The organism is Streptococcus sp. NLN64 (assembly GCF_015831295.1).
Classification (GTDB): Bacteria; Bacillota; Bacilli; order Lactobacillales; family Streptococcaceae; genus Streptococcus.
The window spans coordinates 1-14,641 of the sequence record NZ_JADXDQ010000044.1 but is presented as its reverse complement, the minus strand read 5'-3'; the positions used below and the strand labels follow the sequence as shown (position 1 = coordinate 14,641).

At 40.4% G+C, this 14,641-nt stretch carries 13 protein-coding genes; 4 read left to right on the top strand and 9 right to left on the bottom strand.

Annotation, left to right across the window (positions count from 1 at the left end):
- Positions 1 to 446: 446 nt before the first annotated feature.
- From I2503_RS07060 to I2503_RS09795, 3 genes are all read right to left on the bottom strand, one after another.
- Positions 447 to 1,292, bottom strand: a complete 846-nt coding sequence (locus I2503_RS07060) for a hypothetical protein (RefSeq protein WP_196967488.1) — start codon at positions 1,290 to 1,292, stop codon at positions 447 to 449.
- Positions 1,285 to 2,199: a ThiF family adenylyltransferase gene (locus tag I2503_RS07055; protein WP_196967487.1), complete on the bottom strand. Its 915-nt coding sequence runs from the start codon at positions 2,197 to 2,199 to the stop codon at positions 1,285 to 1,287. The genes I2503_RS07060 and I2503_RS07055 overlap by 8 nt, the downstream gene beginning before the upstream one ends.
- Positions 2,200 to 2,424: 225 nt before the next feature.
- Positions 2,425 to 2,553: a hypothetical protein gene (locus I2503_RS09795; protein ID WP_282097730.1), complete on the bottom strand. Its 129-nt coding sequence runs from the start codon at positions 2,551 to 2,553 to the stop codon at positions 2,425 to 2,427.
- A 435-nt stretch (positions 2,554 to 2,988) separates the two neighbouring features.
- On the opposite strand from I2503_RS09795, the gene treP reads away from it, so the two are divergent.
- Genes treP through treR form a run of 3 tightly spaced genes read left to right on the top strand, consistent with a single transcriptional unit; the run spans position 2,989 to position 6,833 of the window.
- Positions 2,989 to 4,404, top strand: a complete 1,416-nt coding sequence (gene treP / locus I2503_RS07050; protein ID WP_196967486.1) for a PTS system trehalose-specific EIIBC component — start codon at positions 2,989 to 2,991, stop codon at positions 4,402 to 4,404.
- 56 nt (positions 4,405 to 4,460) lie between these two features.
- On the top strand, positions 4,461 to 6,107 hold the full coding sequence (gene treC, locus I2503_RS07045; protein ID WP_196967485.1) for an alpha,alpha-phosphotrehalase: 1,647 nt from the start codon (positions 4,461 to 4,463) through the stop codon (positions 6,105 to 6,107).
- 3 nt (positions 6,108 to 6,110) lie between these two features.
- On the top strand, positions 6,111 to 6,833 hold the full coding sequence (gene treR / locus I2503_RS07040) for a trehalose operon repressor (protein WP_196967484.1): 723 nt from the start codon (positions 6,111 to 6,113) through the stop codon (positions 6,831 to 6,833).
- A gap of 133 nt (positions 6,834 to 6,966) precedes the next feature.
- Here the strand turns inward: treR and I2503_RS07035 are convergent, their stop codons facing one another.
- The 6 genes from I2503_RS07035 to I2503_RS07010 all read right to left on the bottom strand — a co-directional run bounded on the left by I2503_RS07035 (position 6,967) and on the right by I2503_RS07010 (position 12,990).
- Positions 6,967 to 7,644, bottom strand: coding sequence for a DUF6287 domain-containing protein (locus I2503_RS07035; RefSeq protein WP_196967483.1), 678 nt, complete (start codon positions 7,642 to 7,644; stop codon positions 6,967 to 6,969).
- A 228-nt stretch (positions 7,645 to 7,872) separates the two neighbouring features.
- Positions 7,873 to 8,730, bottom strand: coding sequence for an Rgg/GadR/MutR family transcriptional regulator (locus tag I2503_RS07030; RefSeq protein WP_196967482.1), 858 nt, complete (start codon positions 8,728 to 8,730; stop codon positions 7,873 to 7,875).
- 702 nt (positions 8,731 to 9,432) lie between these two features.
- Positions 9,433 to 10,629, bottom strand: coding sequence for a CapA family protein (locus tag I2503_RS07025; RefSeq protein WP_196967481.1), 1,197 nt, complete (start codon positions 10,627 to 10,629; stop codon positions 9,433 to 9,435).
- A 9-nt stretch (positions 10,630 to 10,638) separates the two neighbouring features.
- Positions 10,639 to 11,577 (bottom strand): peptide-methionine (R)-S-oxide reductase MsrB, encoded by a 939-nt coding sequence (gene msrB / locus I2503_RS07020; protein WP_196092369.1) that lies wholly within the window; start codon positions 11,575 to 11,577, stop codon positions 10,639 to 10,641.
- A gap of 9 nt (positions 11,578 to 11,586) precedes the next feature.
- On the bottom strand, positions 11,587 to 12,126 hold the full coding sequence (locus tag I2503_RS07015; protein ID WP_196967480.1) for a DUF4352 domain-containing protein: 540 nt from the start codon (positions 12,124 to 12,126) through the stop codon (positions 11,587 to 11,589).
- A gap of 15 nt (positions 12,127 to 12,141) precedes the next feature.
- Positions 12,142 to 12,990 carry a mechanosensitive ion channel family protein gene (locus tag I2503_RS07010; protein ID WP_196967479.1) on the bottom strand — a complete coding sequence of 283 codons (849 nt, stop codon included), beginning with the start codon at positions 12,988 to 12,990 and terminating at the stop codon, positions 12,142 to 12,144.
- Positions 12,991 to 13,210: 220 nt separating this feature from the next.
- Between I2503_RS07010 and sstT the strand changes: the two genes are divergently transcribed.
- The gene (gene sstT / locus I2503_RS07005) at positions 13,211 to 14,422 is read left to right on the top strand and encodes a serine/threonine transporter SstT (protein WP_196092366.1); all 1,212 of its coding nucleotides are present in this window, start codon (positions 13,211 to 13,213) and stop codon (positions 14,420 to 14,422) included.
- The last annotated feature ends 219 nt before the right edge of the window (positions 14,423 to 14,641 follow it).

Below are 14,641 nucleotides of genomic sequence, written 5' to 3'. Positions count from 1 at the left end.
TTGAAAATCTAGTGAAAATTGGTTGAAAAACATCATTTTTCGCTAGCTCTTTTCAGTGCGCCCTTTTTTCTGAAAAAAAGAGTAACTGCTCAGAACTTTGAACTTGACTTTTCACCACTAGACTTTCATCTACATATAATCTGGAAATTCAAAATGGGTGAGATATTTTTTTAAATATTGATTTAGTTTATCATCCTCTACTAATTCCAATAAACGAAAAGCCACTTGCCTATTCCGTTTTGTGGAACAAAGTAGAATACTCCTAACTAGTTCATCAATATTGTTTGGAGAAAGTCTCAGAAACTCCAAAAATTGAGGTTCAGAGTAACCATTATTAAATATTTCAGAAAACTTTCTGGATATCTCGTCACTTGATCCATATTTTGTCAAATAAAATTTCCAGAGATCAACATCTTGAGGTGTTTGACTCAAACATTTTTCCAATATTAATTTCTTTTTATCAAATCATCTTCTAATATTGCTGCGTAGTTTTTAAAGACTAACGACTCTGCATAGTCTATATCTACATTATTCAAAAATCTATCCACATCAAGTTTTTTTGACAAATAATTTGTACTGCTCTCCTTAGAAGAAAAATAAAGCAGATAAAAACTATAGCTATTCCAATAATCGTACTTGCTTACATTATTTTTTTCAAGCTCTAATAAATATTTTTCAACTAATTGCTTATCTCCTTCCCTTACTCCAAGATTAATCAAGATTTTTTGTAAAAGCCAAGATTCATACTTATCCTCAGTACTTAAAAATAAATTTTCAATCTCTGTTAAACTTATCTTATCATTTTCGAAAATAGAGCAATATATAGAATAAATTTTATATAATATAGAATCTTCATATGTAAATGAATCATATAGTCCTCTCTTAATCCTACTGCGCATCAAGTCAGCAGAAATAGTTTGAGTATCCTGCACCAAATTCGAAAGTTCTACATATTTAATATTAATATTGGTCACAAAATCTAGAACAGAAAAAATATATTTGGAATATGAATCAAGTCCATCTTTGTTCTGACATTCCACAAAAATATTACTATAAACTCCCATACTTAGATCGATTAACAAAGCCGAAAGAACGTTACAGATGTATCTACCAATGATTAAATTTGTTGGTGAGGAAATATTCTTCTCAGTATTCATATATTTATTTTCACGCCATCTCTCATCAGATAACATATTTAAAGTATTATTGTGCCTTAGCAAAAATTCATCACATTTACGAAACCCTTCTAGAATTTGGTTGTTTTGAAAATTTAAGAACAGAGTCTTACTCAATTTTTTCAACCTCCCACTTCAATTTTTCAATGCTAAAATAACCTCTATATTGATAATAGATTGGTTTCTTATTTTCAATATAATTTTTTATTTGTTCAGCAATTACAAATGATGCTTGTATAGAAACTGTGTAATCTGACTTTTCCAATATTTGACTCAGAATTAATTCTTCATCTAAAATATCATGCCGATAATCCATATTGTATGTATTATTTGGATAATAAAATTCAGGTAATGCGATTACATTACTCAGATATCCATAATTCAATATACATGGTTTTTCTAATATGTTGCAAACAGAGGTCACAATTCTACACAACTCTTTGGATGAAGGTTTATCGGCACATTGCACAATTAAATCGATATCTTCCTCCAAACAAATAGCCAACAGTTCATCCAAATTAGATACAAATTGCTTGTAACATTTAATATTTTTTTGGGGAAATCTATTTTTCAAAGCTTGAGCTTTGTACTCCCCAATCTCATGTTCTAGATAAACCTGTCTATATAGATTTGATATCTCAACAATATCAGGATCTACCAATATTAAGTTTTTAAAAATATCATTTCTACAAAGTGCTTCTACAGTAAAGCCACCTGTAGTACCTACTCCAACTACCAAAATATTAATTTTTTTCTGTATAGCATCCTTTTCCAGAACTCTTACAATTTTCTGTTCTATAAAAAAAGATAACATTTCATCAATACATTGAGAGGTTAGAAAACTAAAAACTGTTTTAAGCTCATCAAATGTTCGAGGTTCCTTTAAAAATAGTAATATCTCATACAATGACCGCTGAAACTCAACTGTAAAATATTTACCCGAAGAGTAATTTCTTATTATTAGTTTATTGTTATTGTTACTTTTAAAAACTTGAATACCGTCATTAACTTGTAATTGTTTCACTCTAACCCCTCCAAAATAGAGGTTGGAGCAAACTGCTCCAACCCCTCAAAGTAAAATATATAAAACTAATGCAGATATTTTCAAGGTCACCTCAAAAAGACATTTTCTTTCAAATCTAAACGTATATTTAATAGAGTTTCGACAGTCTATTTTGAACAAAAATCAGAGTTTTTAGAGGTCCCCCTACTTATTCCAAGCGGAAATATCAATAATCCATATGTCCACCTAATTCCAAGTCTGCCAAGAATTTCCCATCTGAGTAGCTGAAACAATGATTTTCATGTCTGATAAATCAATTGTTTCTTGTTCTTGCTTCATTTCAAAAGTAAAATCTTTATTTTCTTCAGTAATCATAAGACATCCTCCTTTCAGTGCTTTTTGTGTTTTTTTCCCGGTGAGGAGAAATCACAGAAAACCTCATTTAAATAAAATAAAAAGTATCACTACAACGAAGTTCTATAAGCTTCCAATCGTCAAGTCACCAATATTTTTATAACTTAATTTTTTAAAATAAAAGTTTTAGATGTACCTTAAAAGTTTCAATACAGTTGACTTGGTCCCTAAAATATCTTTATTAAACTGCTAATATATTTGTAATTGATATTATAATTAGTTTAACATTTCAAATAGGAAAATAGACAGTAAAATAAAGTTTAATTATAAAAAGAACCATCATCATACATTTATTCTAGGTCCTTAAACTTTTTTCAAAAAAATATTGACAAGTGGTAATCTCTCATTTATAATTTGTCTATACAAGTTTAAAAAACGCTTTCAAAAGGAGATCTTATGAAAAACGATGTTTCTAAAATCGTTGAAGCCATTGGTGGCAAGGACAACATCAACAGTGTAACCCACTGTGTGACCCGTCTTCGCTTTATTCTAAAAGATGAAGGCCAAGTAGATGAGTCTGCTCTCGATCAAATTGATTTGGTTAAGGGACAATTCTCCGCCAACGGTCAATACCAAGTCATCATCGGTCCTGGTATCGTTGATAAAGCTTACGATGAATTGGTAGCTCAAACAGGTGCACAAGCTGTGTCTAAGGAAGAAGCCAAGGAACAAGCTGCCCAAGATTTGAACCCACTTCAAAAATTGGTAAAATTGTTGGGGGATGTTTTTGTACCAATCCTACCAGCGATCATTTCTTCTGGTTTGCTTTTGGGGATTAACAATGTTCTTACTCAACCAGGAATCTTTGGAGCGCAATCCATTGTTGAAATGTATCCTGGTTTCGCTGGATTTGCTGGTATTGTGAACTTTATCGCAGCAACATCCTTTATCTTTATCCCAGCTCTTGTTGGTTGGTCAGCTATGACCCGCTTCGGTGGTTCTCCACTCTTGGGGATCGTTCTTGGTTTGGTCCTTTGCCACCCTGGATTGACTTCTCAATATGCTTTGTTTGATGCAAACACTGGTGGACTTGCTGAAATTCCAACTTGGGATCTCTTCGGTATTCCTGTTCAACAAATGAACTACCAGGCTCAAGTTCTACCATCTCTCTTTGCGGCTTTCATTTTGGCTAATGTGGAACAATGGTTGAACAAACGTGTTCCAGATAGCTTGAAACTCTTGGTGGTTGCTCCTGTTTCACTCTTGGTTACTGGTTTCCTTGCCTTCACAGTTATTGGTCCTGTGACCATGTGGTTGGCGACTCAAATCACAAACATCATGATGGCTATCTTCAGTACAGCTGGCTGGTTGGGAGGTCTCATCTACGGTACCTTCTACGCACCGCTTGTTATCACTGGTATGCACCACATGTTCCTCCCAGTTGACCTTCAATTGGTGGCATCTGAAAATGGAACCTTCTTGTGGCCTATCCTTGTTATGTCTAACGTAGCTCAAGGATCTGCAGCCCTTGCTATGATGTTAATTTTCCGTAAAAACAAAGATAGCAAAAACGAAAGCATGGCGCTTACTTCTGCCATCTCTGCATGGTTGGGAGTTACTGAACCAGCCATCTTCGGGGTAACTCTTCGCCATAAAGCTGCCTTCCTAGCAGCAATGGTTTCAGCCGGAATTGCCGGAGCCCTTCTCGGTTCTGTACCAGTTCTTGCTAACTCTGTCGGAATCGGTGGTATCCCTGGTATCCTCTCCATCGTTCCACAATATTGGGGTATTTTCGCCCTTGGATTGGCTATCGTTATCGCTCTTCCAATTGTTCTAACATTTGTTTTCATTCGCTTTGAGAAGAAGAAATAAGATTCATAGGGGTGGGTTTCAAGAAACCCCACCCCTTTTTTTAGAAAGGTGTTTTCATGAAAGATTCAATATTTTCCAAAGTTGTTTACCAAATTTATCCTAAATCCTTTAACGATAGCAACGGCGATGGTTTTGGGGATTTGCCGGGTATTATTGAGAAGCTTCCTTATTTGAAAAAATTAGGAGTAGATATTCTCTGGCTCAACCCTTTCTATGTGTCTCCTCAAAATGACAATGGTTATGACATCGCGGATTACCGGGCCATCGATCCCCGCTTCGGAACCATGGAAGACTTTGAGGAATTGGCCCGCCAAGCCAAGGAACTAGGGATGGGAATCATGCTGGATATGGTGCTCAACCACACGTCAACAGAGCACGAGTGGTTCCAAAAAGCACTAGCCGGTGATGAAAAATACCAAGCCTACTACTATATCCGGGAACCTAAGGAAGATGGGAGCCTTCCAACCAACTGGCAATCCAAATTCGGTGGGCCCGCATGGCAACCTTTCGGCAACACAGGCAAGTATTACATGAACCTCTACGATAAAACCCAGGCAGACTTGGATTGGCATAATCCAGAAGTTCGTGAGGAACTCTACGATGTCGTCAACTTCTGGCGGGAAAAAGGAGCCTCTGGCTTCCGCTTTGACGTGATCAATGTGATTGGTAAGGATGAACTTCTTGTGGATAGTCTCAATGAGCAACAAGAAAAAGGGCTCTATACGGACACCCCAATTGTCCATGACTACTTGCAAGAAATGAACCAGGCTAGCTTCGGACAGGATCCCACTATCGTAACGGTCGGTGAGATGTCCTCAACCACCATTGACAACTGTATCCTTTACACCAGACCCGACCGTCATGAGCTCTCTATGACCTTTAGTTTTCACCACCTAAAAGTCGACTACAAAGATGGCGACAAATGGCAAAACCAGGCTATGGACTTCGCAGAGTTGAAACGAATTCTCAACGACTGGCAGGTAGGAATGGATCAAGGTGGCGGCTGCAATGCGGTCTTCTGGAATAATCATGATCAACCACGCGCTCTAACCCGCTTCACCAACGACCAAGAATACCGAGTGGAGTCTGCCAAAATGTTGGCTCAAGCCATCCACATGATGAAGGGGGTCCCTTACATCTATATGGGGGAAGAAATCGGAATGACGGATCCAGGCTTCACAAGCATGGACCAGTACAAAGATATTGAAAGTATCAATGCTTACCAAATGCTCTTGGATCGAGGCTTGACTGCCGAAGAAGCTTTTGAAGTTATTCAAGTTAAATCCCGTGACAACAGCCGGACACCGATCCAATGGGATACGTCTGAGAATGCAGGATTCACCACCGGTCAACCTTGGCTAGCAGTTGCAAACAACTACCAAGAGATTAATGTTGAACAAGAATTAGCTCAAGGAAGCATCTTCTCTTACTACCAAGACTTAATCCGCCTCCGCAAAGAGTTGGCTATTATCCAGGAAGGTTCTTACCAACCGCTCTTGACCGATCACCCACAAGTATTGGCTTACAAGCGTCATTTGGGGGATCAAGAATTGATTGTCTTCAACAACTTCTATGGCCAAGCAACAACTGTCCCAATGGAAGGCACCAACTACGAGTACCTCCTAGGAAATTACGGCCAGCGAGAAGCTGAACAGTCCTTGGAACTCCGTCCGTATGAGACCGTCGCTTTCCTGAGTCGTTAGCCTATGACTGAAAAAAAGTACCAGGTCATCTATGACCAACTAAAAAATGAAATCCGACAAGGCAGTTACAGCCAAGGGGAACTACTCCCTTCTGAGATGGACCTCTGCCAGCACTTTGAGACTTCTCGCGAAACCCTTCGCAAATCCTTACAGCTCCTACAAAACGATGCTTACATTCAAAAAATTCGTGGGAAAGGATCCATTGTCATCTACGATCCTTCCCTCAATTTTGAATTAGCCAGTCTAACCAGTTTCCAAGAAATCAACGACGGCCTCAACCACGCCTACAAAACTCAAGTTGCTGTCTTTGAAAAAATCAAGGCCAAAGACTACCCACATGTCAAATCCGCTCTGCAACTAAGAGACTTTGACACCATCATCCGGGTGGTTCGCCTTCGAAAAAAAGGGGCCAAGGTCAACATCGTTGATATTGATTTCTTTAACCCCCAACTCATAACGGGACTTACAGAGGAAATCGCCCAGAAGTCCATCTACCACTACATTGAACAAGACTTGGGCTTGGTCATTAGCCACTCGGCTAAAACCATTACTTTCCAACCAGCCAATCAAGTTCTCCAGGACTACTTCCAAAATCTGGATCCAGCTTACCTAGCCCTGGTGGAAGCAACCGTCTTCCTAGGTGACGGTCAGCCCTTCCAGTACAACCAATCCCACCATAGACCCTCGTCCTTCAAGTTCACCAATTTTTCTCGAAGACAACCATAAAGAAAACACACGATAAAAATCTTACCCTCTGTGAAAGAAAAGGCAATGTTTTTATCGTGTGTTATTTTATATGCAAAAGACGGCTAATATCAAAGTTCTTTTCCGTTAAGGTAGTTAGACGATTTGCAATGCTTCAATTTATTCGAGAAAAAGTTCCAGAATAAGTTTCTGCATAATTTGGAACTAAATAGATTGAATTTGCAGCGGTGTCATAAGAAAATCGTGGTAACCCTGAAGTATGAGCATCATTAGAGGTAGGGCTAATAAAAGCAGTATCTTGCCAATAACCATAACCATTCAAAATGTAGAGATCACGACTTAATTGCTGACGTGCCTCTTCTGAAATGTGTTCTCCTTCAGCCATTTGAATAGCAAGAGATCCATTCGCTCCAACTGTGATTTGATTACCATACTCATCTTGCCATGTTCCAGCTAGTGATGAAAAGTCGCCAGCAAGGAATGGTTCTGGATTATAGGGAACATCTGGAAGATTTCCCTGTGAACCAACAACACCGTCTGATGATTTGCTCTGAACTGGCGTCTCAGTACTTACGGATGCTCCATCTGCTTCACCCTGTTCTACAGTTGAGCTAGGTGTAACAGAGTAAGAGGAATTTTCCTGATTTGCTGCACCAGTAGATTTTTCACTATTATTAGAAGACTTCTTAGTTGAACTCGTTACCTTGCTTACTGATGAACTTGATTGTTGTGTCTTGCTTAAGGAGCTAGATACTGTAGATTCAGATTGTCGGTTATTAGAACAACCAGCCAAAACAAGCAGGGCTAAAAGTGTAATAGTTGTCTTTTTCATCGATAGACCTTTCTTTAAATGAAACAAGATTCATTTCTCCTTTGTTTTTACTTTTTCTTTTCACTGGTCCAACATCTAAAGGGCACCTCGAAAAACTCCGGTTTTGCATCAAATCATGTCGTAGAAATCTTGATAAATCAATGTTCGAATTTTTAAGAGTTTAGTTTTTAGAGGTGCCCTAAACCAGCGAAATCAGTTTATAACAAAAAAGACTTCCTTATAAAATTGTTACGAATCCGTAACAAGAGAAATAGTATCCTTAATTTGACCCTCTAGATTGTAACATTCGAGAAATTGAGCGATTCGTAAACATTCCTCCAGATCCTTCATTGCCCCCTTGTTACCTTGCATGTAGCGCATTTGAGCTTTGATAAATTTCAGTTGCAGTCGAGCCATTAGATTGTTCTCTAATATTGAAAGGTTATCTAGCTGCCGAATAAACTTAGCAGTGACTGTAAATTCTTCACGATCCAAAAGAATTCCGGCAAGATTCAATAAAATCAAGTAAATTCTATTTCTATTTTCAGGTATTGTATTATAAAATTGAGTTTTTTGAATGATTTCTAATCCAAATATCTCAATCGCTCTAGACTCCAGCGCTTGTCCACATGAACCCAGAATCCAGAGTTCAAACAAACACCAATCCGAAATTCCCATCAGATAGTCCGCGATAACTTCTTTATCTTTTTCAGAAATAAGGTAGCGTTCATCACACCGATTCAACATAACCTGAACGACTGAAATCATTACACGATCCGACGCTCTTCTTTCAGTCTTATACTTTTCTTCATAATTCGCCTGTAAATTTAGGAAATAAGATGCATTTTTGTTTAAAAGTGCTTGATTAAAATCAATTGTTACCCTCGGATCCTCTTCTTGATAATAAACATGATAAAAATTCCAAAACTCACCTAGAAGTACATCCATCCGTTGTAGACAGGCCATAAATTTTGAAAGAGAAATATCATTTTCTCCTTTTTCAAAGCGAGAAATCTGAGCAGCCGAAATATCTTGTCCTGCCACTTCCCGAATGGATAAATTTTTAGAATTCCGAATCATTTTGAAAACACGACCATATTTATTCATTTAAACACTCCTGTTACAAATACGTAACACATTCTAAATTTCTATTTCTTTATTATAAAATAATTGTATGTGAATCAAATTACAAATTCAAGAGGAGAAACAACAACATGAAAAATTTTTTGTTCTATTTAATATTTCAGCTATATTGCTTCTTAACACTGTTCAACAATCTTCAAAAACAATTGTCAGTAAGAATACCTCATCAACTATTTCAGTTCGCTCAATTGTGAATACCTTAGACTGGTAAAAGTTAATACATAAGAATCACGCCGCATAGATTTATCTGATAGTCTTCAAATTTCTTTAAAATCAACAAAGATATACTCTTTTAGTTTATCTTTTATTACTGTGTTAGTTCGTCTTGCCGTACTTCATACTCATTGAATTTCAAAATCTGACTTTGTCAAGCCTCTTTGATGAACTTTTTGATTGCGTGCTTTACATGCCTTATCGATAATATTCAACAGATCTCCCAGACCTGTTGAACTACCGTCATCGGCTTTCCTAGTCATCTCTTTGAAAGATTCGAGTATTCCGATTTTGAAGTTAGTTAAGTATCAGTACTGTCTACGACTCGCTGCCTTGTACTAAAAACAAACTAAACGACTATAACTTATAATTCAAGATATTCTCTATTTTCAATGATATCTAGCTACTATGAAAAGGAGCAAGTTCAAGTCTTGCCCCTTTTTCTGTACATTCTTATTTTTTATTAAGCCATTGAAGGTTCAAAAGTTCGTTTATTTCAAGAAAAGCGTTTTCAACCCGCGCCTGCGTTTCGGCATCGAGTTGGCCCTCATAGCGACCACCTTTCAAGAAATCTTCTACAACCAAGGTTTGGTAGAGGTATTGAGGGAATCCCGCTTGCGAATAGGTTCCTTTCTCGACTCGATTCACCCAGGTTGGGTGGCCTTTGACAGATTTAATCCGAGTCTTTTGGCCCTGTTTCTCCACTTCTACATCCATGAGGACCCCACGCTCCGTCCATTCGGAGTTGGCCATTCCATCCAGGCTCTCGATTCGCTGATTGGAAATGAAATTGCCCATAGAATAGATGATGAACTTGTTTTCCCCATCTTTTTCAATCATTTCAGTTGGTTCTGGAACATGCGGGTGGCCACCGAATACCAGGTCAGCGCCCCAGTCTACCATCTTACGGTATAGTTCAACCTGTTCCTCGGTCGGCTCCAAGCGGTATTCCTCGCCCATTTGCGGCATGACAATCGTGAGGTCCGCCTCTTTCTCGGCCCGCTTTATTTCCGCCTCCATTTTCTCCTGATCCAAATCAGAGAGAACTGCCCCATACTCTTCTGGGCTCAGCCCAGCTTCCAACCCATTAAAACCATAAGCATAGGCTAGGAGCGCAATCTTAATGCCATTGACCTCCTTGATAAGCAAGGGAGCCTGATCGCGTGCTTGATCAGGATAAACGCCAATGGGGGTAATACCAGCGTCTTTGAAGGCTTGGGCAGTAGTCGCCACGCCTTCTAAGCCCGAATCTAAAATATGGTTGTGGGCCAGGTCCATGGCATCGTAGCCAGCATCTTTCATAGCCTCTACCACTTGGGGAGGCGCATTAAAGAGCGGGTAACCGCTCAAGGGATAGTCCGGGTTAATGGTTCCTTCAAAATCGCCAATGGCCAGGTCAGCTTGTTCTAACCAGGGTTTGACATAGGTAAAGTTTTCAGAGAAATCATAGCTGCCATCAGCCTGCTCTACAGAATAGTAGAGAAGGTCATGGTAGAGCAAATCACCGTGTGCCATAATCCGAGCTTGGGTCGCCTGACTGTCTTCCTGACCCTTTACTAGTTCCTGAACATAAGGACGACCAAAGTAGACTCCTAACCCCGCCAGGGTCACCGTTGTCAAGAGACCTGTTACAAAAACTTCCTTCTTCATAACATCTTCCTAATCAAACAAGTCTAGTAAATAACCATAGCCTTCCACTTCCAGATCTTCCTTAGCCACAAAACGGAGGGCAGCACTATTGATACAGTAGCGAAGTCCACCTGATTCTTGCGGACCATCTTCAAAAACATGTCCCAAATGGGCATCCCCTGCCCGACTCCGAACCTCAATCCGGCGCATCCCGTGACTCAAATCCTGACGGTACTGAATAAGGTCCTTGGCAATGGGTTTGGAGAAGGCTGGCCAACCACAACCTGAATTGTATTTATCTGCAGACTGGAAGAGGGGCTCTCCAGAAGTAATGTCCACATAAATTCCTTCTTGGAAATGTTCATCATACCTGTTATCAAATGGACGCTCGGTCGCATTTTCCTGAGTCACCGCATATTCTTCTACAGATAAACGCTGCTTCAACTCCTCTTGGTCAGGCTTTTGGTAAAGGGCAGGATCAATCAAAGGCTGGTAGGCATCCTCCACATTGATGTGGCAGTAACCTCCTGGATTTTTCTTCAAATAATCTTGGTGATAATCTTCTGCAGGGATATAGTGGCGAAGCGGTTCCACTTCAACAGCCAAGGGTTGGTTGCCAAAATGTTGCGACTGTTCAGCCATAACCTGCTCAATCACAGGTAGATCTTGGGCATCCTGGTAATAAATCCCTGTTCGGTATTGGCGACCACGATCATTGCCCTGGCGATTGACACTGAGCGGATCAATCACTCGGAAATAATACAGCAGAATTTCCCGTAAGCTAAGGACTGCAGGGTCATAACTGACAAAGACTGTTTCTGCATGGTCGGTTTCTTTTAAGAGTTGATAATTGGTTGTTTCGACTTGGCCATTGGCATAACCCACACTAGTCTCCTGAACACCATCAATGCGAGAAAAATATTCCTCTAAACCCCAAAAACAACCACCTGCTAAATATATTGATTTCATAGTGACCTCCTAATTAGACTTCCATTCTGTATCGTAGTGGACAAGATAATAGGGCCCTTCCCCCATCTCGCCATCAAAAACCAAACGATAGCTACCTTGATCACCCGGTTCCAGACTGCTCTCCAAAGCCTCCTGATCAAAGGTCACACTATCTAACAGCAAGGGTTCTCCCTCTTCATCAAATAATTCGTAACTATAGGGATTCACACGGAAGGTATTCCCATGACTATTTTCAACCAAGAGCTCAACCACAACCGCTGATCCAGTGGCATCATCCCACATCTCCTGATTTTCATCTTTTTCGATGGTCTTAACCGTTACCCGTTCCCCGGTTACAAATTGCCGCGATTGGCCCAGCTTTTGCTCGATGACACTCTCTTCTTTTTGATTTAAACCTAAAAGACGGGCATACTGCTCATTTTCCTCGGCTAGTCCTAAATAAGAAAAGAGCAGACCGCCAATTCCAAGTAGTAAAAGGACATTCAACCCCACCAAGCTAAGGATCCAAATCCAATAGGGCTGAGACCGCAAGGTCTTTTTGTCAGACATTCTGGATGCACCTCCTTAATTCGTAGGTCCGGAAGAACTCGACAAATGCACACCAGCTTCCTTCAAGGCATCCTGGTACAAGCGATAAATGGGATAAGCCACGCCCGCATCCTGTCCTTGGTGAATCGGAATCGAAATGCGATAGACAAAGCCTTCACTCCGATTCCACTGCGGTCCAAGAACTCTAGGTTGACCATCTAATTGGTCAAATCCCTGCAGTTGCGACTGATTGACTTGCTCCACAATCCGATCCACAAGCTCAAAGTCTGTACCGGGTAACAAAGGCAAGTCCAAGGTAATGGAAACATCTCCCCGAGACTGGTTGCTGACGATGAGAATCTGTCGGTTGGGAATATAGTAGAGAGTCCCATTGCTATCACGAACCTGGGTTGTTCGGATTCCAACATTTTCGACGGTACCGGATAGTTTGCCAGCTCCATTTGGCAGGGTCACATAATCTCCAACATCTAATTGCCTTTCCAATAGGATAAAGAAACCATTCACCATATCTGACAAGAATCCCTGAGCCCCTAGACCAACCACAACCCCTGCCAAACCAGCTCCAGCTAGTAGCGAGGAGACCGGTAAACCAAGAATCGATAGCACCCAATAAATCAAAAGAAAATAGAGGGCATAGTTTAGAACATTATCCACCAAATGCAAAAGAGTTTCCTTGCGAGCTGAATTACTCTGCACCAGCAACATGGAGGGAGCAAGCAAACGATGAACAAGTCCATGAATGAGCTTTTTCCCCATCCAAAACAAGACAAAGAGAAAGAGCAGTGAAAGCAATTTGGACAGGAACTGGTCTACTAGATCTTCCCATTGAATCTTCTCTAAGGTTCGTAATACTAGGTTTTGCATAAAACCTCCTTTTCCTTATTATCATTATAACACAGGGGAAGTCTTCCGCCTGCAACATCTGTTATCAAATCCTCTTATGATTTCCATAAGTTTTTATAAAAAAGGGGGGAGAAAGTTGCAAAAATTCCGAACTTTTTTCATAAAAACCCAGAAAATCCATTGACAGTGGAATTTTCTTATAGTAGACTATTTAAAATAAATTTTAAAGGAGGTTTCAATCATGAAACGTTACATTCAGGCCTGGAATCGAGCCAGTCTGATCAAGCGAATTGCAATTGGGGTTGTCATTGGTTTTGCCCTCGCCCTCATCGTTCCATCTTGGTCAGCTATCGGAATCCTCGGAGATGTCTTCGTAGGTGCTTTGCGAGCAGTTGCCCCTCTCTTGGTATTTGCATTGGTAACCAACGCCCTTTCTCAGCACAGAGAAGGTGGACAATCCAATATAAAAACCATCGTTCTCCTTTACCTATTCGGCACGTTTGCTGCTGCTTTGGTTGCTGTGCTTGTATCCTTTGCTTTCCCAACAACCTTAACACTAGCAAATGCGGCTACGGATATCGCACCTCCTAGTGGATTGGCTGAAATCGCTCGTAACCTCTTGCTCAACATTGTAGAAAACCCAGTTAGCGCTATTTCCAATGGTAACTACATCGGAATTTTGGCTTGGGCTAGTGTCTTTGGAATTGCTATGCGCCAAGCGAGCAAGCAAAGTAAAGAATTGCTTCAAACGGTGGCAGATGTAACCTCAACTGTCGTAGCTTGGGTGATTAACTTAGCACCATTCGGAATCCTTGGTTTGGTTTTCAAAGCGATTTCTGAACAAGGGGTCGATGCCCTTCTAGGTTACGGCCAATTGATCCTTGTGATTGTGGCAACCAACCTCTTTGTAGCCTTGGTTATCAACCCAATCATTGGATTTGTGATGATGCGTAAAAATCCATATCCACTTGTCCTCAAAACCTTACAAGTCAGCGGTGTAACTGCCTTCTTTACTCGAAGCTCAGCAGCCAACATCCCCGTAAACTTGAAACTCTGTGAAGAGCTTGGTTTGGACAAAGATACCTATACAATCTCTATCCCGCTTGGAGCAACCATCAACATGGGTGGTGCCGCCATTACCATCACTATTCTTTCCCTTGCAGCGGTTCACACTCTTGGTATTAATGTGGACTTCGGAACTGCCCTCCTCCTCTCTGTTGTAGCTGCCTTGTCAGCCTGTGGAGCTTCTGGGGTTACCGGTGGATCTCTACTCCTGATTCCTGTGGCATGTAGCCTCTTTGGGATCTCTGGTGATATCTCAGCACAAGTTATCGGAGTCGGCTTTATCATCGGTATCATCCAAGATGCCTGTGAAACTGCCCTCAACTCTTCAACCGACGTTCTCTATACTGCCTATGCAGAATGGAGCGCGTGGAAGAAAAAAGAAGCTTAGTCTACAAATCCCTCTGGCTTTGGCCAGAGGTTTTTTTGATACTACAGTCTTTTAGTACAAGGCAGCGAGTCGTAGACAGCTCAAAATCTCCCTCAGAGATTTTTCTACCATTTGTCAACCATTTTTCTAAAAATAGGACAATTTATTTGGCAGATTGATGCCTGCTGAGCCTAGTTGTGAAGCAAAGAGAAGGGGATTTTGTGTCAAGGCCTTGAGCGT

What these genes read in the sequence shown, in the direction of transcription:
- sstT (WP_196092366.1), top strand. Translation starts at nt 13,211, where the DNA reads ATGAAACGTTACATTCAGGCCTGGAATCGAGCCAGTCTGATCAAGCGA.
- I2503_RS07015 (WP_196967480.1), bottom strand. Translation starts at nt 12,126, where the DNA reads ATGTCTGACAAAAAGACCTTGCGGTCTCAGCCCTATTGGATTTGGATC.
- I2503_RS09795 (WP_282097730.1), bottom strand. Translation starts at nt 2,553, where the DNA reads ATGATTACTGAAGAAAATAAAGATTTTACTTTTGAAATGAAGCAAGAA.
- treR (WP_196967484.1), top strand. Translation starts at nt 6,111, where the DNA reads ATGACTGAAAAAAAGTACCAGGTCATCTATGACCAACTAAAAAATGAA.
- msrB (WP_196092369.1), bottom strand. Translation starts at nt 11,577, where the DNA reads ATGAAATCAATATATTTAGCAGGTGGTTGTTTTTGGGGTTTAGAGGAA.
- treP (WP_196967486.1), top strand. Translation starts at nt 2,989, where the DNA reads ATGAAAAACGATGTTTCTAAAATCGTTGAAGCCATTGGTGGCAAGGAC.
- I2503_RS07030 (WP_196967482.1), bottom strand. Translation starts at nt 8,730, where the DNA reads ATGAATAAATATGGTCGTGTTTTCAAAATGATTCGGAATTCTAAAAAT.
- I2503_RS07010 (WP_196967479.1), bottom strand. Translation starts at nt 12,990, where the DNA reads ATGCAAAACCTAGTATTACGAACCTTAGAGAAGATTCAATGGGAAGAT.
- treC (WP_196967485.1), top strand. Translation starts at nt 4,461, where the DNA reads ATGAAAGATTCAATATTTTCCAAAGTTGTTTACCAAATTTATCCTAAA.
- I2503_RS07035 (WP_196967483.1), bottom strand. Translation starts at nt 7,644, where the DNA reads ATGAAAAAGACAACTATTACACTTTTAGCCCTGCTTGTTTTGGCTGGT.
- I2503_RS07025 (WP_196967481.1), bottom strand. Translation starts at nt 10,629, where the DNA reads ATGAAGAAGGAAGTTTTTGTAACAGGTCTCTTGACAACGGTGACCCTG.